This is a genomic window from Streptomyces sp. TRM68367 (assembly GCF_014495685.1).
Lineage (GTDB): Bacteria > Actinomycetota > Actinomycetes > Streptomycetales > Streptomycetaceae > Streptomyces.
The window spans coordinates 162,790-187,611 of sequence record NZ_JACTVI010000004.1; the positions used below are offsets into that span (position 1 = coordinate 162,790).

19 protein-coding genes and 4 pseudogenes are annotated in these 24,822 nt (G+C 71.2%); 11 read left to right on the forward strand and 12 right to left on the reverse strand.

The window, feature by feature from the left end; all coding sequences use genetic code 11:
• Positions 1-12: 12 nt before the first annotated feature.
• Positions 13-660: a hypothetical protein gene (locus tag H8R17_RS04820; RefSeq protein WP_187821861.1), complete on the reverse strand. Its 648-nt coding sequence runs from the start codon at positions 658-660 to the stop codon at positions 13-15.
• Positions 661-897: 237 nt separating this feature from the next.
• Here H8R17_RS04820 and H8R17_RS04825 point away from each other — a divergent pair, with 237 nt between their 5' ends.
• On the forward strand, positions 898-1,554 hold the full coding sequence (locus H8R17_RS04825) for a helix-turn-helix transcriptional regulator (protein WP_187821862.1): 657 nt from the start codon (positions 898-900) through the stop codon (positions 1,552-1,554).
• A gap of 33 nt (positions 1,555-1,587) precedes the next feature.
• Positions 1,588-2,123: pseudogene (locus tag H8R17_RS04830) on the forward strand (toxin-antitoxin system, toxin component).
• Here H8R17_RS04830 and H8R17_RS46350 read toward each other — a convergent pair.
• A pseudogene (locus H8R17_RS46350) lies at positions 2,080-2,241 on the reverse strand (alpha/beta fold hydrolase); the annotation flags it as partial. The pseudogenes H8R17_RS04830 and H8R17_RS46350 sit on opposite strands and share 44 nt — an antisense overlap.
• 320 nt (positions 2,242-2,561) lie before the next feature.
• Here H8R17_RS46350 and H8R17_RS04840 point away from each other — a divergent pair.
• The gene (locus tag H8R17_RS04840) at positions 2,562-2,792 is read left to right on the forward strand and encodes a hypothetical protein (protein WP_187821863.1); all 231 of its coding nucleotides are present in this window, start codon (positions 2,562-2,564) and stop codon (positions 2,790-2,792) included.
• 58 nt (positions 2,793-2,850) lie between these two features.
• Here H8R17_RS04840 and H8R17_RS04845 read toward each other — a convergent pair whose 3' ends face one another.
• Both H8R17_RS04845 and H8R17_RS04850 read right to left on the reverse strand, forming a co-directional pair.
• Positions 2,851-3,528, reverse strand: a complete 678-nt coding sequence (locus tag H8R17_RS04845) for a 4'-phosphopantetheinyl transferase superfamily protein (RefSeq protein ID WP_187821864.1) — start codon at positions 3,526-3,528, stop codon at positions 2,851-2,853.
• A complete protein-coding gene (locus tag H8R17_RS04850; RefSeq protein ID WP_187821865.1) occupies positions 3,525-4,403 on the reverse strand; it encodes a metallophosphoesterase in 879 nt (292 codons plus the stop codon). The genes H8R17_RS04845 and H8R17_RS04850 overlap by 4 nt, the downstream gene beginning before the upstream one ends.
• 325 nt (positions 4,404-4,728) lie before the next feature.
• Between H8R17_RS04850 and H8R17_RS04855 the strand changes: the two genes are divergently transcribed.
• On the forward strand, positions 4,729-5,859 hold the full coding sequence (locus H8R17_RS04855; RefSeq protein WP_187821866.1) for an ATP-grasp domain-containing protein: 1,131 nt from the start codon (positions 4,729-4,731) through the stop codon (positions 5,857-5,859).
• A gap of 46 nt (positions 5,860-5,905) precedes the next feature.
• Here H8R17_RS04855 and H8R17_RS04860 read toward each other — a convergent pair whose 3' ends face one another.
• The 5 genes from H8R17_RS04860 to H8R17_RS04880 form a co-directional block, all read right to left on the reverse strand.
• Positions 5,906-6,778 carry a sulfotransferase gene (locus H8R17_RS04860; protein ID WP_316959307.1) on the reverse strand — a complete coding sequence of 291 codons (873 nt, stop codon included), beginning with the start codon at positions 6,776-6,778 and terminating at the stop codon, positions 5,906-5,908.
• Between the two features lie 169 nt (positions 6,779-6,947).
• A complete protein-coding gene (locus H8R17_RS04865; RefSeq protein WP_187821867.1) occupies positions 6,948-8,198 on the reverse strand; it encodes an alpha-L-fucosidase in 1,251 nt (416 codons plus the stop codon).
• A 3-nt stretch (positions 8,199-8,201) separates the two neighbouring features.
• The gene (locus H8R17_RS04870) at positions 8,202-11,249 is read right to left on the reverse strand and encodes a glycoside hydrolase family 38 C-terminal domain-containing protein (RefSeq protein ID WP_187821868.1); all 3,048 of its coding nucleotides are present in this window, start codon (positions 11,247-11,249) and stop codon (positions 8,202-8,204) included.
• A gap of 58 nt (positions 11,250-11,307) precedes the next feature.
• A complete protein-coding gene (locus H8R17_RS04875) occupies positions 11,308-12,648 on the reverse strand; it encodes a 6-phospho-beta-glucosidase (protein ID WP_187821869.1) in 1,341 nt (446 codons plus the stop codon).
• A complete protein-coding gene (locus tag H8R17_RS04880) occupies positions 12,645-13,409 on the reverse strand; it encodes a DeoR/GlpR family DNA-binding transcription regulator (protein WP_187821946.1) in 765 nt (254 codons plus the stop codon). Before H8R17_RS04880 ends, H8R17_RS04875 begins: the two co-directional genes overlap by 4 nt.
• 155 nt (positions 13,410-13,564) lie before the next feature.
• On the opposite strand from H8R17_RS04880, the gene H8R17_RS04885 reads away from it, so the two are divergent.
• The 7 genes and pseudogenes from H8R17_RS04885 to H8R17_RS04915 form a co-directional block, all read left to right on the forward strand.
• Complete coding sequence (locus tag H8R17_RS04885) at positions 13,565-14,581, forward strand: carbohydrate kinase family protein (protein WP_187821870.1); 1,017 nt, start codon at positions 13,565-13,567, stop codon at positions 14,579-14,581.
• 160 nt (positions 14,582-14,741) lie between these two features.
• The gene (locus tag H8R17_RS04890; RefSeq protein ID WP_187821871.1) at positions 14,742-16,019 is read left to right on the forward strand and encodes an ABC transporter substrate-binding protein; all 1,278 of its coding nucleotides are present in this window, start codon (positions 14,742-14,744) and stop codon (positions 16,017-16,019) included.
• Between the two features lie 124 nt (positions 16,020-16,143).
• The gene (locus H8R17_RS04895; RefSeq protein ID WP_187821947.1) at positions 16,144-17,028 is read left to right on the forward strand and encodes a carbohydrate ABC transporter permease; all 885 of its coding nucleotides are present in this window, start codon (positions 16,144-16,146) and stop codon (positions 17,026-17,028) included.
• Complete coding sequence (locus tag H8R17_RS04900) at positions 17,025-17,873, forward strand: carbohydrate ABC transporter permease (protein WP_187821872.1); 849 nt, start codon at positions 17,025-17,027, stop codon at positions 17,871-17,873. Before H8R17_RS04895 ends, H8R17_RS04900 begins: the two co-directional genes overlap by 4 nt.
• Before the next feature lie 193 nt (positions 17,874-18,066).
• Positions 18,067-18,535, forward strand: a pseudogene (locus H8R17_RS04905) (alkaline phosphatase family protein).
• Complete coding sequence (locus H8R17_RS04910; protein WP_187821873.1) at positions 18,532-21,480, forward strand: glycoside hydrolase family 2 TIM barrel-domain containing protein; 2,949 nt, start codon at positions 18,532-18,534, stop codon at positions 21,478-21,480. Before H8R17_RS04905 ends, H8R17_RS04910 begins: the two are co-directional and overlap by 4 nt.
• Before the next feature lie 41 nt (positions 21,481-21,521).
• Positions 21,522-21,942 (forward strand): annotated as a pseudogene (locus H8R17_RS04915) (PaaX family transcriptional regulator C-terminal domain-containing protein); the annotation flags it as partial.
• A gap of 6 nt (positions 21,943-21,948) precedes the next feature.
• On the opposite strand, the gene H8R17_RS04920 reads toward H8R17_RS04915, so the two are convergent.
• The 3 genes from H8R17_RS04920 to H8R17_RS04930 are packed head-to-tail and all read right to left on the reverse strand — an operon-like array spanning position 21,949 to position 24,811.
• A complete protein-coding gene (locus H8R17_RS04920) occupies positions 21,949-22,404 on the reverse strand; it encodes a MaoC family dehydratase (protein ID WP_187821874.1) in 456 nt (151 codons plus the stop codon).
• 10 nt (positions 22,405-22,414) lie between these two features.
• Positions 22,415-23,923, reverse strand: coding sequence for a long-chain fatty acid--CoA ligase (locus H8R17_RS04925; protein ID WP_187821875.1), 1,509 nt, complete (start codon positions 23,921-23,923; stop codon positions 22,415-22,417).
• 12 nt (positions 23,924-23,935) lie between these two features.
• The gene (locus tag H8R17_RS04930; RefSeq protein ID WP_187821876.1) at positions 23,936-24,811 is read right to left on the reverse strand and encodes an amidohydrolase family protein; all 876 of its coding nucleotides are present in this window, start codon (positions 24,809-24,811) and stop codon (positions 23,936-23,938) included.
• Positions 24,812-24,822 lie beyond the last annotated feature (11 nt).

A 24,822-nucleotide genomic window follows, 5' to 3' on the forward strand; every position in this document is an offset into this window, starting at 1 on the left:
TTCCGGCGGCGGTCAGTCGGCGGCCGGGACGACTCTCAGGTGGGGGGCGGTACGGCGCCGGGCAGGGGCGCGGCGCGTCTCGCGCAGCACCAGGGTCAGCCGCGTGTATCCCAGGTCGTGCAGGGACGCGGGGGACTCGACGACGATGCGGCAGTCGGTGGCGCCCCAGCGCGGGTCGGGGTGCTGGATGGGCCGTACGGCGCCGTCGTGGCGTGCGGCCTCCGCGCCGACCGCGCGGATCCAGTACGGCAGGCCCTGCCGGTAGGCGGCCTCCATGATCGGGTCCTGGGCGATGTCGCGGCGGATGGCCTGCAGCACGTGGTCGTGGCCGCGGTGCTCCACAGCGGCGGCGAAGTCCGCGAGCATCGGCAGGCACCAGCTCGACTCGTGCTCGCCCAGCACCTCGCAGGCGTCCGGGTGGAACAGCACGAACCTGAGGAAGTTGTCGCCCGGCATGGCCGTCGGATGCGGGCCGACGCCGCGGAAAAGCGTCCGGAACGCGCTGTTGGCCAGGACCACGTCCCAGCAGTGGTCGACGACGAAGGAGGGGAAGGGGACGGCTTCCAGAAGCGTGGCGTAGTCCTGTACGTACGCCCGGGCCTCGGGAGTCCCGGGGACGGGCTGCGGTGCCGGCCGCTGCCCTCCTGCCTGATACGCCATCGGGAGGTCACCCCTTATGCCTCTGCGGCTTTCACGCGGCGCCCCGATCCTGCTGCTCGGACGCGAGGCATGTCAACTATCGTGGCATTTCATGACGGTTGACGGCTGAAATTGGCCACAGTTGTGGCGAGACCTGGATGTGAGTTCGAAACACCGGCTACTCTCCCGGAAGTTCACGCCGGGATACTGGTGGCATCCGTTTGTGAGAATCCCGTGAGAGATGTAGGAGATCTGTCGGTGACGGGTGGCTTCGAGAGTCCGGGTGCCGTGCCGACGTCCGCGCTGCCGGCCGTCGTCGCCCGCGTGACCGCACTCGCCGACCGGCTCGGCGTGCCGCACGCCGAGGTCTTCGACGTCGCCCGGCTGTCCGCCGCCTCCGGCGTCCCGGAGTCCGTGGTCAAGGCCCTGCTGAGCGGCTGGCCCGCGGGCGAGCCCGATGTGCAGGCCCGGTTCGTGCAGCGGCTGGACCTGCTGCGGCGCACCCGGCTGAAGCCGAACGGACGCAAGTACACCCAGCAGGAGATCGCCGACGGCGCGGGCATGTCGCGGCAGCAGGCGGGTGCCCTGATCAACGGCGACCGGCGGCCCACTATGGAGCACTGCGACGCCATCCAGCGCTTCTTCCGGGTGCACGCCGGATTCCTCACGGCCGAGGACCCCGAGGCGCTGGCGAGCGCCCTGCAGCACACCGAGCAGGAGCTGCTGCAGCAGCTCGCCGACCGGGAGCGGGCGGCCGCCGCCGCGGCCGACGACCCGCTGGAGCGGCTGTTGCAGGACCACGGCGTGCGCGGTATCGCCTGGCGGGCCGCGCAGCTGCCCACCGACCAGCACCGCGACAAGGTCGCGGAATGGCTGGACATGCTCCTGGAGAGCGTCAAGCGGCCCGAGTTCTGACTCAGGGGGAGAGCTGTGGGCATCGGCAGGGAAATGCGCCGCCTGTGCGGCGAGTTGGTCGCCGAGCTGACGCTGCCCGCCCCGGCGCGGCCCGCCGAGCTGTACGCGGCGCTGTGCGACGCGATGAGCAGACGCCGCGGCCGCCCGGTGCTCTTCCGTACGGCCGCCTTCCCGCCCGGGACCGCGAGCGGTCTGTGGCTCGACATGGACGGTCAGGCCTCGTCGTCGTCGAGGAACGCACCGCGCCCGACCACCAGTTGGTGATCCTCGGCCACGAGCTGTGGCACATGAAGGCCGGGCACTGCGCCCACCACGTCGAGGGCGCCGCGGTCGCCGCCCGGCTGCTCGACGACACCGCCGATCTCCACGCGACGGTCTCGCGTTCCGCGGCCCGGCTGCGGGCGCCGCCGGGGTGGCCTGCGGGGGTGCCGGGACGGCCCGTGCGCAGCAGGCCGGGCCAGTGCTCGCGGCTCCAGTCAGCCTGGGTCGTATCCGCGACGAAGTCCTCGACGAGGGCGAGCAGTTGGAGTGCCGGACGAGGGTCGCGGTCTCGATGCCGAGCGTGCTGAGCAGATCGCGCGCGCCGTTGGCGTACGCGGCCACGGAGTAGTCGGCGCGCGGCTTGTCGGAGGCGCCGTGGCCGAGCAGGTCGGGGGCGATCACGGTGTGGGTGCAGGCGAGGTCCGGGCGGGCCCCGTCGGCGGCGATGGGGGGCGCCCCCGCGCGAGCCGAGCGAAGCCGGTTCGAGCGACCACCGGCTCACCTCGCTTTTCCGTGGCCGCGCAAAGGCGGCCGAAAGCCTTCCCACCGGCGTAGAAGGCTGTTTCCCCGGGAGGTTCCGGTGAGGTTTCGGCCTCCGCTGAGCGGGCGAACGGACGCGTAGCAAAGCCCGATTGTCAGTGGTGGGCGGCAAGCTGGAGATGCGCCACCGCTGTGCGGGGCGTGCGCGCCGGACCGGCGCGGGAGCCATTGACAGACCTTGTCGACGACACGGGGAGAGCCGACCCATGCCGACCGCCGTACTGACCGACCGTGAGCGCACCGCCGTCCAGGCCTATCTGCGGCTGCTGCACACGGTCCGAGCCGCCTTCGACACCGCGGCCGGCCCGCCCGACGCCCACCACCCGCCCGTCGTCCCGCCCGCCGTGCTCGCCGAGGCGGAGCAGGCGCTGGCGCGGGCAGGCCTGACCGGCAACGAGGAGGCGTTCTTCCGGCTGCTGCACAGCTGGTGCCCGTAGCCCTGACGCCGCGGGGTGACCGCGGCGACCCCGGGTCGCGTCGCGCGGCGGCCCGGGGTCAGCGGTGGGGAACGGTCACCGCGGTCGCCACCAGCCCCCGCTGCACGGTCCAGCGGCCGTCGAAGTGGGTGACGCGCTCGCCGCCGACCTGCGGGCCCGGTACGAGGAGCGTGGCCCGGAAGACACCGCGCGCACGCTCGCCGGGGAGCACGGAGATCTCGACGTCGGCCTCCATGAAGTCCAGCCACTTCCCGGTGAGCGGGAACCACGCCTTGTAGACGGACTCCTTGGCGCTGAACAGGAGCCGGTCCCAGGCGACGCCGGGCAGGTGCGCGGTGAGCCGGCGCAGCCGCTCGGCCTCGGCCGGCAGGGACACCGAGGGCAGGACGCCGTCCGGCAGCGGCCCGTCGGGTTCGGCGTCGATGCCGAGCGAGGCGAGGTCGCCGGCCCGGACCAGCGCGGCGGCGCAGTAGCCGTCGCAGTGGGTCATGCTGCCGGCCAGCCCGGCGGGCCAGCGCGGGGCGCCGCGCTCGCCGGGCAGGATCGGCTGCGGCGGCACGCCGAGCTTCTCCATGGCGCGCCGGGCGCAGGAGCGTACGGCGGCGAACTCCCGGCGCCGCTTGGACACCGCGCGCGCCACCAGCTCCGCCTCCTCGGGGTGGAGCGGCGCGTCCGCGGCGTCCTGGCCGTACGCCTCGACGGTGACCACCGCGTCGGGCAGCAGTTCCTCGATCACCGGTCCTCGCCCTTCCTCGCCGCCGCCGGCTCCCCGGGCAGGATGCGGCGCAGCCGTCCCGGTGGCTGAGTTCGCCTGCGCCACTCGCGGGGATAGCCCACGGACACCTCCTCGAAGCGGACGCCTTCGTGCCAGGTGGTCCGCGGGATGTGGAGATGGCCGTAGACCATGATGTGGACGCGGAACCTGTGGTGCCAGTCCGCGGTGAGCCGGGTGCCGCACCACATGGCGAACTCGGGGTGCCACAGGACGTCCGTCGGGTGCCGGTCCAGCGGATAGTGGTTGACCAGGACCGTGGGCAGGCCGTCCGGGAGTGCGGCGAGTCTGCGCGCGGTCTCCTCGACCCGTGCCCGGCACCAGTCCTCGCGGCTCGGGTAGGGGTCGGGGTGCAGCAGGAACTCGTCGCTGCACACGATCCCGGTGCCGTGCGCGTACTCGAGGCCCTGCTCCTTGGTGGCGCACCCGGCCGGCAGCAACGAGTAGTCGTACAGCAGGAACAGCGGGGCGACGGCCACCGGTCCGCCGGGGCCGTCCCAGACGGGGTAGGGGTCCTCGGGCGTGGTCACGCCGAGTTCGCGGCACATCTCGACCAGGTGGTCGTAGCGGGCGACGCCGCGCAGGGTGACGGTGTCCCTCGGGTGGGTCCACAGCTCGTGGTTGCCGGGCGCCCAGACGACCTTGCGGAAGCGGCTCGCGAGCGTCTTGAGGGCCCGGCGGATGTCGGCCACGGTCTCCGCGACGTCCCCGGCCACGAGCAGCCAGTCGTCGTCCGACTCGGGGTGCATCCGCTCGACCAGCTCGCGGTTCTCGGCGTAGCCGATGTGCAGATCGCTGATCCCCCACAGCTGGGCGGCGCCACCGGCCGTCAACGTCACCTCACGCCCCCTTTGTGCACCCGAACGAAGGACCACGAGATCACATCCACGCCTGGCGGACAAGGCCGGACCGGCCGGTACGGTGATCGCGGGCCATGATCCGCACGGACCTGGTCCGGGTGGGGCACCGGCGGCAAACGGGGCGCATGATCGGAAAATCCGTAACACGCGTGTTGCACGCCGGAGCCCGCCGAGGCCCTATGATCGCCCCAAACACCACCGTCCCGAACGTCCCCTTCCGCGGGGCGCCGTGGTGTTCCTCCCTTCAACCCTGCCCGGGCACGGGCCGCTGAGCCCTGCCCGCGAACCGTGAAAGGCGGCCTGCATGGTCTCTCGCGTACGCGTCTGGCTCAACCGCACGTACGCGGAGAACGTGTTCTTCATGGATCAGCTGCGGAGAAATCCCAGCGACCGGGCCGTCGACATCCATGCCACGCACGGCGACCCCGACTCCCCCGTGCTGGCCGCCGCCGACACCGCCGAACTGGAGCCGGAGGGCCTGTCCCCGGCCGCGTACGTGGAGTACGCGCTGGACCAGTGCGCGCGGCGCGGCATCGACGTGTTCGTGCCCCGGCTGCACCAGGCGGCGATCGCAGCGCACCGCACCGAGTTCGAGGCGGCCGGCACGGCCCTGCTGGCGCCGCCGCCGGAGGCGGTGGCCGTCTTCCAGGACAAGGTGATCGCCTACGAGGCGGTCCGGGAGATCGGCGTACCCGTGCCGCCGTGGTGGCGGGTCCGCTCGGCCGACGAACTCCTCGCCGCCGTCGATGAGTTGGAGACGCACGGGCACAAGGCGTGCTTCAAGCCGTCGTCCGGCGCGGGCGGAGTGGGTTTCCGCGTGATCACGCGCTCCGCCTTCTCGCTCATGCAACTGAGCGGGTTCCCCAGCCCGTACGTGCCGCTCGATCTGGTGCTGGAGGCGGTGCGCGCGGCCGACGAGCCGGTCGACTGGCTGGTGATGCCGCGGCTGGAGCAGCCCGAGGTGTCGGTGGACTGTCTCACCGGCCCGGACAACCGGATCCGGATGGCCGTGGGGCGCACCAAGAACGGCCGCCGGCGGGGCTTCACCCTGCACGAGCAGTGGCTGGAGCCGGCCCGGCGGATCGCGGAGGGATTCGGCCTGCACCACCTGTCCAACATCCAGTTCCGCATGCTCGGTGACCGGCCGGTGCTGATGGACGTCAACACGCGCCCGGCGGGAGGGCTGCACCAGGTCTCCCTGTGCGGCGTCAACGCCCCTTGGGCCGCCGTTCAGTTGGCGCTGGGCGAGGACCCGGGCGAGGTGGCTCCGCCGTTCCTGGGGCAGGACTACACGGTGGTGTCCGGGCCGCGCCCGCTGCGGCCGGTGTCGCTGCTCCAGCGGCGGGCGCAGGCGGCGGAACCGTTGCGGCCGGCGGTGCGCACGCCCGCCACGCCGGCCGATTCGGTCGGGGCGGCCCAGGCGCTGCCGCTGTAGGAACTGTTGCGAAAGTGGCGTCGCGGCAGGCGCCGCTTTCGCAACCCTAACCGGCCGGGTAGCCCCAGGCCTCCGCCAACTCGGCGAGCCGCGGCGGGAGTTCAACCTCTGTGTCGGCCCCGCGGGCGCTCTGGATGCGGCCCGACCTGATGGTGCTGGACCAGTCGCCGAGCTGGGGGCGGAAGGCGCCGTGGTCCTTGCTGCCGTAGTCGAGCATGCCGGGCTCCCAGTCCACCCCGAGGTACGCGCAGATGCCCCGGGTGACCGTCTCCGGCTCGGCGGTGAGGTCCTCGTAGGTGATCACGTGGACGTCGAGGTTCTGCCGCGCCTCCTCCAGCTTCTCGCTGTAGTTCAGGACCTCGGCGCGGATCTCCTCCGGGTCGGGGTCCGTACGGCGCTGGGTGAGGGACGTGATGACCGCGCCCGGGTGGCGCAGCAGCAGGATATAGCGGGCGTCGGGCCAACACCGGTGCAGCCGGGGCCAGATGAGGGTGTTCGGCGGCGTCTTGTCAACGATGACGTCCTTGCCGCTGCGGCTGAGTTCGATGTGCAGCACCCGGTCCCACAGGACGTGCTCCAGCTCGTCCTTGTCGAGTTCGAGCGCCTTCATGGCCTCCGCGGTGAACTCGCGGGAAAGGTGGACGTGCAGCGTGCGCAGATGCATCTCGTGCGGGGCGCGGATCCGGCTGTGGCTGTTGAGCAGCACGCGCAGCAGGGTGGATCCGGAGCGCACCGACGACAGCACGAAGACCGGGGACTTGACCAGGCGCGGGGCGCGCGGGGCCACGTAGTCGTCCTGGGCCGGCCGCTGTGCGGGCATCGCGTTCAGGGTGCGCTTCGGCGGGCTCACCGCCTGGACCATCAGTCTGCCGCGGCGCTTCAGTCCCTTGCCGATCGCGGACATACGGGGGTCTCGCACGGTGGCACCTTTCTCTCGCCTTGCCCCTGGGATCACAGGGGTTCCGGGCGAACTTCAGGTGTCGCGGAGGAGACCGGCAAGGGTCACGACGGTGGAGAGACCCGCCGTGACCTGCCGACTTACCGTTTTCTTAATTGTTCGTCAGAATTCCTCCGGCAGAGTTACTCCGTCAGAAGCGGCCCGAGCCGCGGTACAGCTCCAGCTCGCCGTCCAGTTCGACGGCCAGCACGGTGGCGTGCGGGTCGAGTTCCGCCGCTGGGGGCGGTTCGATCCAGAGCACTCCAGGGGTTTCGTGCAGGCCGCCGGTGACCCGGTGAGCCAGCTCGCTCCCGCTGCCCAGCACCGAGACCCGGCGCACCGAGCCGAGCAGGCCCCGGACGTTGATCTCGGCGCGCGGGGCGTCGAAGAGCATCAGGTACAGGGTGCGCCGGTCCGCCGACAGGGTGCTCGGGCCGTAGTGGTGGCCGGCGGGCAGCCCGCGCACCGTCCCGTACACCGCCTCCGCGTGCTTGGCGATCCAGTCGCCGAGCCCTTCGAGCCGCGCGGCCTGCTCGGCCGGGATCGTGCCGTCCTCCCGCGGGCCGACGCTGAGCAGCAGGTTGCCTCCGCCGCCGATCGTCTCGGTGAAGTAGCGGACCAGTTGGTCGACCGACTTGTGGTTGCGGTCGTGGTGCTGGAAGCCCCAGGAGTCGTTGAGCGTCAGGCACAGCTCCCAGGGGCCCTCGGGCGGCACGACGGGAGCGCCCTGTTCGGGGGTGGCGTAGTCGCCCTCGCTGAGCATGCGGGCGTTGAGGACGACGTCCGGCACCTCGGAGCGGATCAGCGCGGCCAGCTCACGGATGCGCCACTGCTCCTCGCTGCGCTCCCATTCGCCGTCGAACCACATCAGGTCGGGCCGGTAGCGGCTGGTGAGTTCGCGGATCTGGCCGTCCCGGTAGGCGAGGAACCTCTCCCAGGCCGCCAGGTCCTCGTCCTCGGCCGCGACCTCGGAGTACCGGTTGTCCTCCTGCTCCGGTGGGCGTCCCGGCTTGCGCGTGGAGGCGTAGTCGGGGTGGCTCCAGTCCGAGTGGGAGTAGTACAGGCCGACCTTGAGGCCCTGCTCGCGCAGCGCGTCCGTGTAGCCCGCGATCAGGTCGCGGCCCATGTTCAGGTCGCCGTACGCGGTGTCCCACAGGGCGACACCGTCGTGGTGGCGGCTGGTCAGCACGGCGTACTTGGCGCCGGCCCGCGCGAAGAGCTTCGCCCAGGCGCGCGGGTCGTAGCGGGCGGCGGTGAAGCGGTCCAACTGGGACATGTACTGGTCGTAGGGGACGATGTCGTCGTAGAACGACCAGGACTCCTGGACGCCGTCGACGGCGTAGATGCCCCAGTGGATGAAGATCCCCAACTTGGCGTCGGTGAACCAGGGTTGGCTGGGCATGCGTCAGCCCCTCCGCAGGCGCAGCGTCAGGACCTGGAACGGCCGCAGCGCGACGGGGACCGCTGCCTCGCCGGTGAGCTGCACGTCTTCAAGCGGCCGTTCCAGCAGGTCGGTGGCCTGGGCACCGGCCAGCGGGAAGCCGGTGCGCAGCACGCCCCGCGCGCGGCCACCGCGGGACTCGTAGAGCCGTACGACGACATCGCCGGAGCCGTCGTCGGCGAGCTTGACCGCCTCGGCGGTCACGCCCTCGCCCTCGACGGAGACGACCGGTTCCGGGGCGCCCGCCGCGTCCGCCACCCGCAGCGGGAGGTTGAGCGCGTAGCCCTCGGCGACCGCGTCCGCGATACTCGCACCCGGCAGCAGCGCGTACGTGAAGCGGTGCCGCCCCTGGTCGGCCTCGGGGTCCGGGATGCGCGGGGCGCGGACCAGGCTGAGGCGGACCGTGGTGGTCGTGCCACCGTCCTCACGGACCGTGCGGCTCACGTCGTGGCCGTACGTCGAGTCGTTGATCACCGCGACGCCGTAGCCGGGTTCACCGATGTGCACCCAGCGGTGGCCGGCGACCTCGAAGCGGGCCGCCTCCCAGCTGGTGTTGGTGTGGGTGGGCCGCTGGATGTGGCCGAACTGGATCTCGGCGGAGGAGTGCGGCGCCCGGATGTCCACCGGGAAGGCCGCCTTGAGGATCTTCTCGGCCTCGTGCCAGTCGATGTCGGTCTCGATGTCGATGCGGGGGCTGCCGGCGCGCAGGGTGATCGTCTGGGTGATGCGCGAGCCCCTGCCGAAGGCCCGCTCGACCCTGATCGCCCCGACCAGCGGGTCTTCCTCGACGACCGTGACCGACTCGGCGTCCAGCAGGTCCGTGAAGCGGTTCTTGTAGTGCTTGTCGATGTCCCAGGCGTCCCAGTAGTTGGGCAGGTCCGTGTGCAGGCGGAGCAGGTTGCCCTGGCCGGCGAGGACTTCGCGGTCCGCGCGCAGGTCGCGGACGGACGACAGGGTGCCGTCCTCGGCGAGCTCGACCCGGACCAGCCCGTTGTCGAGGACACGGCCGGTGACGGTCACGGGGGCCGGTGCCTGCGCGGCGGCGGTCAGGGGCGCGCTGCCGCTCGCGGGCACCTCCACGTACACCGGTGCGCCCTCGGCCGTGCGGACCACCTCGGCACGGTCGTACGGGCTGGTGTTGAACACGCGGGCCGTGCCGCCGCCCAGTGCGGCGACCGCCTCGGCCGTCAGCTCCTCCAGTTCGCGGGCGACGCGGACGTACTCGGCTTCCGCCTCCCGGTGCACCCAGGCGATCGACGAGCCCGGCAGGATGTCGTGGAACTGGTGCAGGAGGACCGTCTTCCACAGGCGGTCGAGCTTCTCGTACGGGTAGGCGTAGCCCGGCGCGTGCAGCGCGGCCGTCGTCGCCCACAGCTCGGCCTCGCGCAGCCGGTGTTCGGAGCGGCGGTTGCCCTGCTTCGTGCGGGCCTGGGAGGTGTAGGTGGCGCGGTGCAGCTCCAGGTAGAGCTCGCCGTTCCAGACCGGGGCGTCCGGGTACTCCTCGCGGGCCTTGGCGAAGAACTCGTCGGGGTGCTCGACCACGACCTTGGGCGAGCCTTCCAGGTCGGCGAGCCTGCGGGCCCGCTCCATGATCTCGCGGGTGGGTCCGCCGCCGCCGTCGCCCCAGCCGAAGGGAGCGAGGGAGCGGGTACCGCCGCCCTTCTCCGAGTAGTTGCGCACGGCGCGGTCCATCTCCTCGCCGCTGAACCGGGCGTTGTAGGTGTCGACCGGCGGGAAGTGGGTGAAGATACGGGTGCCGTCGATGCCCTCCCACCAGAAGGTGTGGTGCGGGAACTTGTTCGTCTGGTTCCAGGAGATCTTCTGGGTCAGGAACCACTCGTTGCCGGCGAGCTTGGCCAGCTGCGGGTAGGCGGCGGTGTAGCCGAAGGAGTCCGGCAGCCACACGCCCTTGGTCTCGATGCCGAAGTGCTCGATGAAGAACCGCTTGCCGTGGATGAACTGGCGGGCCATCGCCTCGCCGCCGGGCAGGTTGCCGTCGGCCTCGACCCACATGCCGCCGACCGGCGCCCACTGACCCTTCTTCACCGACTCCTGGATGCGCGCCCACACGTGCGGGTAGTTGTCGCGCACCCACTCGTACTGCTGGGCCTGCGAGCAGGCGAAGATGAAGTCGTCGTACTCGTCGGCCAGGGACGTGACGTTGGAGAACGTCCGCGACGTCTTGCGCTTGGTCTCGCGGATCGGCCACAGCCAGGCGGAGTCGATGTGCGCGTGCCCGACGCCGGAGACGGTGTGGGCGCTGGCGTGGGCGGGCTTGGCCAGGACGGGCGCGAGCACCTCGCGGACGGCCGCGGCGCTGCCGGAGACGTCGTCGAGGTCCACGGTGTCCATGGCCCGGTCCAGGGCGTGCATGATCTCGTGGCGGCACGGCTCGTGCTCGCCGAGGTGGACCATGAGCTCGCGCAGCACCTGGAGGTCGAGGTCGAGGTGCCAGACCTGCTCGTCGAGGACGGCGAGATCGGCGCGGAGGAAGGTGTACAGCGGGCGGTCGCCGGCCGTCAGGACGTCGCCCATGAGCGTGGGGCCGGCGAAGTTGTTCGCCAGGATGTCCGGGTTGGAGGCAGCCTCGACCAGGTAGCGGATCTCCTCGCCGCCCGCGGCGGGGTGGGCGATCGGCACGTACTGGTTGAGCGGGTTCACGGCCTTCAGCGGCGTGCCGTCGGGCAGGTGGACGAGGGCCTCGGCCTGACTGCCGGGCCAGTCCCCGACGAAGCCGAGGTCGATGACGGCCTCGACGCGCCGGCCGGTCCAGTCGGCGGGCACCTGCCCGTGCATCCGGAACCAGGTGGTGCCCCAGGGCGGGCCCCACGGGGTGCCCGTCGCGAAGGGCTCGTACGGGGCCGCGGCCGCCTCCTCGAAGGGGACCGGCTCCCCCGGCGCCTGCCAGGCCTCGACAGTGAGGGGGACGGTGGCCGCGTAGATCGCGGGCTTGATGCGCTGGGTGTGGACGCGCTCGACGCGCTCCTCGATCCGGCGGCGTTCGTCGTGCATGAAGAGTCTCCAGGAATCCAGGGAGGCAGACAGCGGGGTGAAGCGCTTGCTACGGCGCTTACCTAAGGTAGGACAGGCCCGGGTGGACGGAGGTGTAGCCCTCGACGAGGCGGCGGGCCACGTTCACGGAGTCGACGAGCGGGTGCAGCGCGAACGCCTTCACCGCCGTCGTACGGGAGCCGGACTCGGCGGCGCCCAGCACCTCGCGCTCGACCGCCTTGACCGCGCACACCAGGCCGGTGGCGTGGCCGGGCAGCGGGTCCACGTCGACCGGGTGGGCGCCGTTGGCGTCGACGAGGCACGGGACCTCGATGACGGCCTCGGTGTCGAGGACCGACAGGGTGCTGCGGTTGCGGACGTTGAGGATCAGCGTCGTGCGCTCGTCGCGGGCGATGGCCCGCATCAGCGCGAGGGCCACCTTCTCGTAGCCGCCGGACAGGTCGTCCTCGTCGCGTTCGCCGGCGCCCGCCGTCTCGCGGTTCTCGGCCATGTAGGTGGCCTCGCGTTCGGCGCGGGTGCGGTCCCAGATCTCCAGGGCGGGGGCGTCCGGGTCCTTCATCCGCGCGTAGAAGCGGGCCTGCTGATCGTGCAGGAAGGCGCCGCGGGTCTTCTCGGCCTGCTGGTAGGCGCGGACGGCCTCGCGGTTGAAGTAGAAGTAGTGCAGGTACTCGTTGGGGATCGCGCCCAGGGACCGCAGCCAGTCGGTGCCGAAGAGCTTGCCCTCCTCGAAGGAGCCGAGCAGGTCGGGGTCGGCGAGCAGGCGCGGCAGCTCGTCGCGGCCGGCGACGCGCAGGCCGCGCACCCAGCCGAGGTGGTTGAGGCCGACGTAGTCGATCCAGGCCTCGCCCGGGTTCTTCACGCCGAGCACCCGGGCGATACGGCGGCCGAGGCCGACCGGCGAGTCGCAGATGCCGATGACTCGGTCGCCGAGGTGGCGGGACATGGCCTCGGTGACCAGGCCGGCCGGGTTGGTGAAGTTGATCACCCAGGCGTCGGGGGCGAGCCGGGCCACCCGCCGGGCGATGTCCACGGCGACCGGCACGGTCCGCAGGCCGTAGGCGATGCCGCCCGCCCCGACCGTCTCCTGGCCGAGGACGCCCTCGGCGAGCGCCACCCGCTCGTCGTGGGCGCGGCCTTCCAGGCCCCCGACGCGGATCGCGGAGAACACGAAGTCGGCGCCGCGCAGTGCCGCGTCGAGGTCGGTGGTGGCGGTGACCTCGGGGGCGTCGGGCACCCCGGCCGCCTGCTCCCGCAGGACACGGGTGACCGCATCCAGTCGCCCGGCGTCGAGGTCGTGCAGGACGACGTGCCTCACCCGGCCCTCGGCGCGGTCCCCGAGGAGCGCCCCGTACACGAGCGGCACCCGGAACCCGCCGCCGCCCAGAATCGTCAGCTTCACGCTTGCACCTCTCCTGCCACGATCACCTCGACGCCCGCCTCCTCCAGGGAGGACCGGGTCGCCGCGCCGACCGGCGCGTTCGTCACCACCACGTCCAGGTCCTCGGGACCGCAGACCTTCGCCATCCCCGTACCCGGGAACTTCGCCGAGTCGGCGAGCAGAACGACCTTCTCACCGGCCTTGATCATGGCCCGCTTGACCGGCACCTCCACAACCGTCGTGTCCATCACCTGCCCGCCCGGCCGCACCCCGCTGGTGCCGAGGAAGAGCCAGTCGGCGTGCAGCTGGCGCAGGTTGTCCTCGGTGAGGAAGCCGACCAGGGAGCGGTACTCGCGGCGGACCATGCCGCCGAGCAGCACCAACTCGATGCCCTCGTCGTCGGCCAGCTCCTCGTAGACCACCAGGTTGCTGGTGATCACTGTGAGCCGGCGGCCGTGCAGCTGGCGGGCCAGCCGGTAGGCGGTGGTGCCGATGTCGAGCAGCACGGACTGGCCGTCGGCGACCATCGCCGCGGCGTGCGCGGCTATGGCGTCCTTCTCGGGCACCCGCATCTCGGCCACCTCGGCGAAGGGCTGGTCGCCCTCGTCGACGACGGCGCCGCCGTGCACCCGGGTGAGCAGGCCCTCCTCCTCCAGTTTGACCAGGTCACGCCGGATCGTGGCAGGGCTCACACCCAGTTGCTCGGAGAGATCGGTCACGGCCGCGGGGCCGCCGGAGCGCAGGGCCCGGAGGATGAGTTGATGTCGTCGTTCTGCCAGCACGGCGTGCACACTACTCGTCATCTTCAATCATTTCCATGCTCGATTCTGCTCGGGTATTGACCAATCTCGCCGAGCAGCGCACGATTCCGCTCACCGTATTGAAGAGTTTTGACGAGCTCTCCCGAACGGGAGTCCCGAGACGAGAGGACGCATCCGTGGACGACGACCGGCCCGATGTGCTGCTGACCGGGCTGCTCTTCTACGACCTCGTCCTCACGGGGCTCGGGAAGCCGCCGACGCCCGGCGAGGAGGTCTGGACGGCGGGGATGGGCTGCGGCCCGGGCGGCATCGCCAACCTGGCGGTGGCCGCCGCCCGCTTCGGCCTGCGGACCTCCCTGGCCACGGTCTTCGGCGACGACTTCTACGGCGAGTACTGCCGGGACGTCCTCGACGACCAGGAGGGCGTCGACCTCTCCCTGTCCCGCACCGCGGACGGCTGGCCCACCCCGGTCACCGTCGCCATCGCCCACGCAGGCGACCGGGCCCTGGTGACCCACGGACAGGAGCCCCCGTACTCGCAGGACGCGCTGGTGGGCGACCCTCCCGAGGCGCGCACCGCCCTCGTGCACATCGAGGCCGAACCCCGCGCCTGGCTCGCCAAGGCGGCCGCGAACGGCACGCAGATCTACGCCGACGTCGGCTGGGACCCCACCCAGCAGTGGTCCACCGGCCTGCTGGACCAGCTCTCCCTGTGCCACGCCTTCCTCCCGAACGAGACCGAGGCGATGGCCTACACCCGCACCGACAGCGCGGTCGCGGCGCTCGGCACGCTCTCGGAGCTGGTGCCGGTCGTCGTGGTCACCCGCGGCGGCGCCGGCGCGGTCGCCGTCGACCAGACGACCGGCGAGTACGCGGACGTCCCCGCGCTGGACATCGATGTCGTGGACGCGACGGGCGCCGGGGACGTCTTCGGCGCGGGCTTCGTCGCGGCCTCGCTCGGCGGCTGGCCGCTGGCGGAGCGGCTACGGTTCGCGGCACTGGCCGCCGGTCTGTCCGTACGGCGCCACGGGGGCGCGCTGGCGGCCCCCGGCTGGTACGGCGTCGAGCGCTGGTGGCGGACGCTGAAGGACCCCGAACTGCGACGCGCGTACGGCTTTCTGGCCGACCGCATCCCGGCTTACGTCGGCCCGCCCGTGCACCACGCCCCGGTCACTCCGCCGGCCCGTCACTGACCCGTCGGCCCATGCGCCCCGGACGGGGCCGCTGACTCTCACAGCCCTCAGCGCATCTCACAGCCCTCGGCACCTCTCACCACCCCTCAGTACCCCGCACAACCCCGCAGTACCCCGCACAACCCCTCAGCACGTCGAACAGGAACAACAGGAGTGACCCGTGGACCTTTCCCGTAGAGGCTTCCTCCAGGCCGCCGCGCTCACCGCGGCCGCCTCCGGCCTGACCGTCGCATGCGGCGGCGGCTCAGGATCGGGCGGCACCAAGAACGGCAAGAACCTCACCCTGTGGTACTGGGGTGGCGCGCTCAGCGACAAGGTGGTCGCGGAGGCCAGGACGCACTTCAGCAGCCAGGTCAAGCTGACCGTCGCCTCCATCGGCGGCGACTTCAAGCAGAAGCTCACCACCACCCTCGCGGCGGGCAGCTCCGTGCCCGACATCACCGGCATCAAGGGCGAGGACATGGCGTCCTTCCTGCCCAACGCCGGCCGTTTCCTCGACCTGAACGACCTGGGCTTCAAGAAGATCTCGTCCCAGTACCTGGACTGGAAGACCAAGCTCGCGCAGACCGAGGACGGCAAGCAGATCGGTTTCCCGATCGACATCGGCCCCACCGCACTCTTCTACCGCGCGGACATGTTCGCCAAGGCCGGGCTGCCCACCGACCCGGCCAAGGTCGCCGCCGAGGCCAGGACCTGGGAGAACTACTTCGCGCTCGGCGCCGAGCTGAAGAAGGCGGTGCCCGGCACCCACCTGGTCAACAACATCAGCTCGGTGTTCAACATCGCGGTCGGCCAGGGCACCGAGCGGTTCATCGACAAGGACAACCACTTCATCGGCGACCAGGACCACATCCGCGCCGCGTGGAGCACCGCGCTCCGCCCCTACACCCTGGGCATCGACGCCAAGATCAACGACAACACCTGGAACGCCGCCATCGGCAAGAGCCTGAGCACCGAACTCGGCGCGGCCTGGCACGCGCTGGACATCGAGCAGGCGGCCCCGGACACCAAGGGCAAGTGGCGGGTCTGTGCGACGCCCGGCGGACCGGCCAACCAGGGCGGCTCCTACCTGGCCCTGCCGAAGCAGTGCCGGAACCCCGAAGAGGCCTTCAAGATCATCAGCTGGATTCTCAGCCCGGCCAACGACGCCCGCGGCTTCACCGACGCCGCCATCTTCCCCGCCGCTCCGGCGGCGTACTCCATGCCGGCGATGACGCAGCCCGACCCCTTCTTCGGCGGGCAGAAGGTCATCGAGGTGTTCGGCCCGGCCGCCAAGGCCATCCCCTCCAACTACGAGGCGCCCGCCGACGCCGCCGTCATGGCCCCCTACTTCACCGAGCTGAGCAGCATCGAGGCCAAGGGCAAGAAGCCCGAGGACGCCTGGAACGACGCGGTCAGCCAGGCCAAGCAGATCGCCCGGCGACAGGGGGTGAACTGAGGTGTCGTCACCTCCGGTCACCGGTTCCGCCGGGGTGCCCCAGCACCTCGGCGGGCCGGGCCGGGCCCGCTTCCGCCCGCGGCGCACGCCGCCCGCGGGCACCTTGCGGCCCAGGCGTCGCGGGGTGCTGTCCTACTGGCGGCAGTACCTGGCGATCTCGCCCTTCTTCCTGATCTTCATCGCCTTCTCGTTCTTCCCGGTCTTCTATTCGCTGTATCTGGCCTTCCAGCGCTGGGACGGCCTGGGCACCATGCAGTTCGTGGGCCTGGAGCAGTTCCGGTTCCTGTGGTCGGACCCGGTCTTCTGGCTGTCGATCCGCAACACGCTGGTGATCTGGGTGCTGTCCACCGTTCCCACGCTGTTCGGCGCCCTGGTGCTGGCGGCGCTGCTGCATTCGGTGCGCCGCTTCAAGGGCTTCTACCGCATCGCCCTCTACCTGCCGAACGTCACCTCGATCGTCGCCGTGTCGATCTTCTTCGGCGCGGTGTTCAGCAACAACTTCGGCCTGGTCAACGCGATCCTGGGCACGGTCGGCATCGGTCCCGTCCCGTGGCTGAGCAATCCGTGGCTGATCAAACTGGTCATCGCGCTGCTGATGACCTGGATGTGGACCGGCTACAACATGATCATCTACCTGGCCGGTCTCCAGGCCATCCCGAAGTCGATCTACGAGGCGGCCCGGATGGACGGCGCGGGGCCCGTCCGTACCTTCTTCCAGATCACCATGCCGATCATGCGGCCCATCATCCTGTTCACCGTCATCATCTCGACCATCAACGGCCTGCAGAGCTTCAGCGAACCCCAGGTCCTGTTCGCCAACAACGCCGCGAACCAGAACCTCGGCGGCCCCGGTCAGGCGGGCTTGACCACGCTGCTGTACTTCTACCAGTCGGCTTTCCTCAGCAACGACTACGGCTACGGCGCAGCCATCGTGTGGGCCTTCTTCGTGCTGATCCTGGTGCTGGTCGTCGTCAACTGGCGCATCGTGCAGCGCGGGAGGAAGTCATGACCGCAGCGGTCACGAGGCGGTCCCGGCGCCCCAAGGGCCTGACCGCACACATCGTCCTCGTCCTGGCCGTCCTGATCTCGGTCTTCCCGTTCGTGTGGACGATCGTCATGGCGACGAACACCACCCAGGACATCTACAAGAGCCCGCCGAAGCTGACCTTCGGTTCCCACCTGCTGGAGAACGTCCGGCACGTGCTCGACACCATCGACTTCTTCGGCTCGATGCTGAACACGGTCGTCGTCGCGTCCGTCACCACGGTCCTGGTCCTGTTCATCGACTCCCTGGCGGCCTTCGCCTTCGCCAAGTTCGACTTTCCCGGACGCCGGGTGCTGTTCGCCACGCTGGTGGGGTTCATGATGCTGCCGCTCCAGCTGGCCGTCCTTCCGCAGTTCATCCTCATGTCCGACATAGGCTGGGTCGGCACGCTCAAGGCGCTGATCCCGCCCGCCCTCGCCAACGCCTTCGGCATCTTCTGGCTGCGCCAGTACGTGGAGAACGGCGTGCCGGACGAACTCCTCGACGCCGCGCGCATCGACGGCGCCGGGTTCTTCCGCCAGTACCGGAACGTCGTGCTGCCGATGATCAAGCCCGCGCTGTCGTTCCTCGCCATCTACGCCTTCGTCGGTGCCTGGAACGACTACATCTGGCCGCTCGTCGTGCTCACCGACCCCAGCCACGTCACTCTCCAGGTGCAGCTCGCCCAGCTCCATGTCGGCCACACCACCGACTACAGCATGGTCATGGCCGGCGTGCTCATGGCGTCCATCCCGCTGATCGTGGTCTTCACCATCTTCGCCCGCGGTTTCATCGCGGGCGCCACCGAGGGAGCAGTGCAGGGCAGCTGACCCGAAGAGACGCGCCCCGAAAGGGCGCGGGGACCTGCACGACCAGCCACAGCGGGCCCGCAGCCAAGAACCGGCGGTCGGTCCCGAGCTCTTGGTACTGGGCCGGTGCAGCAGGCACGAGCAACGAGAGAGGCAACCAGTGGCGGACATCGACACCGAGAGCACCGCGCACGGCAAGGTGCTCGTGGTCGGCATGGACGGCCTGCGCTTCGACCTGCTCACCCGCGAGCCATCCACCGCACCCGTGCTGCACGGCCTGATGGCCGCGGGCGCCCACGGCACCAGCCTGCTGCCCTACGGCGAGGCGGACGGCCAGGCCGAGGACGGGCCGTCGACCAGCGTGGCCTACACCGACTCCGGGCCCGGCTGGTCGAGCGTGCTGACCGGGGTGTGGCCCGACCGTCACGGGGTGACCGGCACGTCACCTGGACACCGGCGGCCACGGCGGCGACACCCGTGTCGAGCGGGAGGTCTTCGTCATCCTCGCCGAGCCCGGCAGGCCTGACGGCACCCGGCTCGACACGCCCCGCCTCATCGACATCGCCCCCACCGTCCTGGACCGCCTCGGCATCCCCGTCGACCCCGGCTGGGGCCTGCAGGGCCGCGCCCTGGGGCACAGCTCAACGTCCCCCACGTCACCACCGACTCCGGAACGGTCATGACCGACGCACTCCGCAGCCCTCACCCCGCCGATCCCCTGATCGCCCTGCGCCCCTGGGAGGCACCCGAGGTCACCTCCTGGGGGCGGCTGCCGATGAACGCCGTCGACCGGCGCGCTGGAGCGCTCTCCCTGGACGGCGACTGGTGCTTCCAGTTGCTGTCCGCTCCGGACGCGCCGGTCGGCAGTGCATGGTCGTCGGCTCACGTGCCGGGCGTATGGACCATGCAGGACACGGACGACCTGCCGCAGTACACCAACGTGCGTATGCCGTTCCCCGAGTTCCCGCCCGCGTCGCCACCCGCCAACCCGACGGGCGTCTACGAGCGCGCGGTCGACGTCCCCGCCGAGTGGTCCGGCCGCCGTGTCGTGCTTCAGGTCGGCGCCGCCGAGAGCGTGCTGCTGGTGCACGTGGACGGGCGGCCGGCCGGAATCTCCAAGGACTCCCACCTGGCCGCCGAGTTCGACCTCACCGGGCTGGTGACGCCGGGCGAGCGGGCCGTCGTACGGCTGACGGTCGTGAAGTGGTCGGACGCCTCGCACATCGAGGACCAGGACCAGTGGTGGCACGGGGGCGTGACGCGCTCGGTGCTGCTGTGTGCGACCGACCCGCTGCACCTGGCCGACGTGACCGTGCGGGCGCGGTACGACGGGGACCTGCGCGTCGACTGTCACGTGCGGGACACCCGCGGTGCCCTCCCCGAGGGCTGGTACGTCACCGGTGATCTGGACGGGCATCTGCTGGCGCAGGACGCGGAGTTCGACCGGATCAACGCCGAGGACGACCGTGTCTCCGACTTCCTCGGCGAGGCCCGGCTGCGGGCCACCGTCCCCGGCGTGCGCCCCTGGACCGCCGAGACGCCCGGCCTGTACGGCCTGACCGTCCGCCTGCACCACGCCGACGGCACCGTCGCCGACACCTCCAGGCACCGGATCGGCTTCCGCGACGTGGAGATCGTGGGCCGGGACCTGCTCGTCAACGGCGAGCGCGTGTTCATCCGTGGTGTGAACCACCACGACTTCCATCCGCTGACGGGACGGACCGTGTCGTACGACGACCTGCGCGCGGACCTGGTCCTGCTCAAGCGGTTCGGCTTCAACGCGATCCGCACCTCCCACTACCCGTCCGACCCGGCGCTGTACGACCTCGCCGACGAGCTCGGCTTCTACGTCGTCGACGAGGCGGACATCGAGTCCCACGACCACGCGCACGAGATCGCCGACGACCCGCGCTATCTGAACGCCTTCGTGGACCGGGTCGCGCGGATGGTGCTGCGGGACAAGAACCACCCGTCGGTCATCGTCTGGTCGCTGGGCAACGAGTCCGACTACGGCGCGAACCACGACGCGGCGGCGGGCTGGGTGCGCCGGCACGATCCGACCCGGCCCCTCCAGTACGAGGGCGCCGCCAAACGCGGCTGGGCGGACCCGGACGTCGCCTCCGACATCGCCTGCCCGATGTACGCGCCGATCGAGGACTGCGTCGCGCACGCGCTGTCCGGGAGCCAGACCAAGCCGCTCATCCAGTGCGAGTACTCGCACGCCATGGGCAACAGCAACGGCACCCTCGCCGACACCTGGGCGGCCATCGAGTCCACCCCGGGTCTTCAGGGCGGCTTCATCTGGGAGTTCTGGGACCACGGCATCCTCCAGCGTGTGAACGACGGAAGACCGGCCGGGCGTGGGGGCGCCGGGCTGTACCAGGGAGGGGTCGCCGCGCCGGGCCACCGGTGGGCGTACGGCGGCGACTTCGGGGAGACGGTCCACGACGGCGCGTTCATCGCCGACGGTGTGGTCTTCCCGGACCGCGCGCCCAAGCCGGTTCTGTTCGAGCACCGGGAGATCGCGGCTCCGGTGCGGATCGAGTGCTTCCGGCACGAGGGCATCGTGCTCGGCAACCACCAGCACTTCCGCGGTCTGGAGTGGCTGTCCGCCGAATGGGAGCTGGCGCTGGAGGACGGCCGGAGGCTGACCGCCCCGGCCGAACTGCCCACGCTGTGTCCGGGCGAGTCGGCGGCGGTGCCGCTGCCGTTCGAGCTGCCCCGGGACGGCGGCGAGGCCTGGCTGACGCTGCGGGTGACCACCGCGGCGGACGAGCCGTGGGCGCCGCGCGGCACGGTGGTGTGCCTGCCGCAGGTGCGGCTGCGGTCACCGGCCCGCAGGGACCCGGTACCGGTGCGGAACCGTTCCGTCGAGGTCGACACGGACGGGCTGCTGGTCCATCCGCTGCTGACGGCCGCCCCGACGCTGTCGCTGTGGCGGGCGCCCACCGACAACGACGAGCTGGGCGGCATGGCGGCACGCTGGCGGGAGTGGGGCCTGGACGCTCCCGAGCGCAAGATCGTCGACGTGCACCGCGCGGGCGGCCGGGTGACCGTCCTCGCCGACTACGTCTGCCCGGCCGGGACCGTCCGTCACGAGCAGGTGTTCACCGCGGTCGAGGGCGGCATCCTGGTCGAGGAGGGCGCCGACCTGCCCGAGGTGCTGAACGACGTGGCGCGGGTCGGCTCGGTGTTCGAGACGGTGGCCGGGCTGAACCTGCTGGAGTGGTTCGGGCAGGGCCCCTGGGAGTCGTATCCGGACCGCGCCGCGGGCGCGCCCGTCGGCCACCACTCGGTCCCCGTGGACGAGTTGTTCACCCCCTATCTGCGGCCGCAGGAGAGCGGCGGGCGGCACGGCGTACGGCACTTCACGCTGTCCGCGCCGGACGCCACCGGCCTGGCGGTACGCCTGGACGAGCCGCGGCAGGTGTCCGTCACCCGGCACCGGGCCGCCGGCCTCGCGGCGGCCGCCCACCACGACCAACTGGTGCCGCGCGCCGGGTGCGTGGTGCACCTCGACGCGGCGCACCGCGGGCTGGGCACGGCGTCGTGCGGGCCCGACACCTCCGCGTCGTACCTCGTCCCGCCCGGGGTCCACCGCTGGAGCTGGACGCTGCGCGTTCTCTGACACCCCCGCCGGCGCCCCTGCTGCCCCCGCTGACATCCCCCGCCTGGCAGCGCCAGCGCCACGACCTGCGCTCCCAGCTCACCTGGAGCGGCTTCGGCCCGCTGTTCAGCGGCCTGTGGATCGCGCCGGGCGAGGTGGACGTGTCGGCGCTGGTGGCCGAGCTGGGCCTCCCCGCGTAGCTGTCCGACCTGGCCGCGCGCTACGAGACGTTCGTACGGCCGCTGGCAGCCGTGGGAGCGGCGGCAGCCGGACAGCGACGAGGCTCTCGTCCTGCGGCTGCGGCTCCAGGCCGAGTGGCTCCAGATCATCCGGCGCGATCCGCGGCTGCCGGTCAAGCACCTCCCCGACGACTGGCCGGCCGAGCAGGCCGAGAAGACGTTCCGGGCGGTGTACGACCGGCTCGCGCCGCCTGCCCAGAACGCCTCGGAACGTCTGCTCGACCTCGTGCCCGTACGCGGCTGAGCGCTGTCAGGCGTAGAAGCGGGACAGGCTCTGCAGGACGGCGGCCGGCTTGGCGCCGCCCTCGATCTCGATCGTGCCGTCGACGGTGATCTGCACGCCGCCCGGCACATCCTCCACGTCCGCCAGCCTCCCGGCCAGCCTGATGCGGGAGCCGACCTTCACCGGCGAGGGGAACCGCACCTTGTTCAGGCCGTAGTTGACCTTGGTGGTGACGCCCTGGACGTCCAGCAGCTCGGTGAACAGCGGGATGAAGAGGGACAGCGTGAGATAGCCGTGTGCGATCGGGGCGCCGAACGGCCCTTCCTTGGCGCGCTCGGGGTCCACGTGGATCCACTGGTGGTCTCCGGTCGCGTCGGCGAAGGTGTCGATGCGCTCCTGGGTGACCTCGATCCACTCGCTCGTGCCGAGGTCGCTCCCGGCGAGCTTCTTGAGTTCGTCGAGGCCGTTGACGGTGATGCTCATGCAGATGTCCTTAGCTGGAGGGAGTGCCGTACCGGGAGCGGACCCGGGACTTCAGGAGCTTTCCGGAGGCGGTGCGCGGCAGTTCGTCCGCGACCACCACCGACTTGGGGATCTTGTACTTGGCGAGGTGTCCGGCCAGCGAGGCGAGCACCTCCCGGCAGTCGAGCTTCGCGCCCTCGCGGGGCACGACGACCGCGCGCGGCACCTCGCCCCACCGCTCGTCGGGCACGCCGATGACCGCGCACTCGACGATGTCCGGGTGGGCGAGGAGCTGGTCCTCGATCTCGGCGGGGTAGATGTTCTCGCCGCCGGAGATGATCATGTCCTTGATGCGGTCGACGATGTACACGTACCCGTCCTCGTCGACGCGGGCCGCGTCCCCGCTGCGGAACCAGCCGTCCGCGAAGGAGGCGGCCGTCTCCTCGGGCAGCCCCCAGTAGCCGGGCATGACGTGCGGCCCGCGCACCACGACCTCGCCGGTCTCACCGACGTCGACCGGTGCGAGGTCCGGCCGTACGACCCGTACGTCGCTGAAGAAGTGCGGTACGCCCGCCGAACCCGCCTTGTGCACGGCGTGCTCGGCGTCCAGGAACAGGGTGCCGGGCGCGGCCTCGGTCATGCCGTAGCCCTGCAGGAAGGTCAGGCCGCGTTCCTGGTAGGCGGCGATCAGCGGGGTCGGCACCGGGGAGCCGCCGCAGGTCAGGATGCGCAGGGACGACAGGTCCGCGTCCGGCCAGCGCGGATGCCGGGCGATCTGGTCGAACATCGTCGGCACCCCGAACATGAAGGTGATCCGGTGCCGTTCGATCAGGTCGAAGGTGGCGTCCGGGTCGAAGGCCTCGACCAGGAGGCAGGTGCCGCCCTTGAGCAGCACGGGCAGGGTGAGCATGTTCAGGCCGGCGGTGTGGAACAACGGCGCGGAGACCAGGGCGCGTTCGTCGGCGATCAGGTCGTGGTCGATCAGGACGTTGATCGCGTTCCAGGTGAGGTTGCCGTGGGTGAGCATCGCGCCCTTGGGGCGGCCGGTGGTCCCCGAGGTGTACATGATGATGCAGGTGTCGTCAGCGGTGACCGGCGCGTCGATCGGCTCCTCGGCGGCGTCGCCGAGCGCCGCCTCGTATTCGGCGCCCACTTCGATGTAGGTCCGGACGTCCGTGTCGCCCGGCAGTCCCGCGACGAGTCCGGCGTGCGAGGGACCGTAGACGAGTGCCTTGGCACCGGAGTCGGCGAGCTGGTAGGCGATCTCGGACCCGGCGAGGCGGATGTTGAGCGGCACGAAGACCGCGCCGAGCGTGCCCGCCGCGAACAGCGTCTCCAGGTAGGAGGGGTGGTTGGGCCCGAGGTAGGCGATCCGGTCGCCGCGCCGCACGCCCCGGGCGCGCAGGGCGTGGGCGAGGCCTGTCGTGCGGTCGTACAGCCGCGCGTACGTGTACGTGGTGTCGCCGTGGATCAGGGCGGTGCGGTGCGGGGTCTTGCGGGCCCGGCGTGCGGGCCACGACCCCAGTCCCTCATTGCGCATCTTCGCGCCCCTTTACGGTCTCGTCAGCCCAAGCAGGCGGGCGGCGTTCTCCTTGAGGATCTTCGGCTTGACCTCGTCCTTGATCGTCAGCTTCTCGAAGTCGGCGAGCCAGCGGTCGGGGGTGAGGACGGGGAAGTCGGAGCCGAAGAGGACCTTGTCCTTCAGCAGCGTGTTCGCGTACTGCACGAGCTGCGGCGGGAAGTACTTCGGCGACCAGCCGGACAGGTCGATGTGCACGCCCGGCTTGTGCGTGGCGACGGCGAGCGCCTCGTCCTGCCAGGGGAAGGACGGGTGCGCCAGGATGATCTTCAGGTGCGGGAAGTCCGCGGCGACGTCGTCCACGTGGAGGGGGTTGGAGTACTTGAGCCTGATCCCGCCCCCGCCGGGCACGCCGGCGCCGATGCCGGTCTGCCCGGTGTGGAACAGGGCGATGGTGCCGGTCTCCTCGATCACCTCGTACAGGTCGTACGCCACCGCGCGGTCGTTGGGGAAGAAGCTCTGGATGCTGGGGTGGAACTTGAAGCCCTTCACCCCGTACTCCTCGACCAGCCGCCGGGCCTGCCGCACCCCCGCCCTGCCCCGGAAGGGGTCGATGGAGGCGAAGGGGATCAGCACGTCCGGGTTGGCGGCGGCCGCCTCGGCGACCTCCTCGTTGGGGACGGGCTCGGTGCCGGTGGCGGACTCGGCGTCGACCGTGAAGATCACGGCGGCCATCTTCCGTTCGCGGTAGTACGCGGCGGTCTCCTCCAGGGTCGGCTTGCGCTTGCCCTCGACCTTGAAATACGCGGAGGAGGCGTCGTGCAGGTCGTCGTCCAGGGAGGAGTGACCCTTGGAGGACACCTCCGCGTGGGTGTGGACGTCGATCGCTACGAGGTCCTCGACGTTCATGGCGGGGTCCA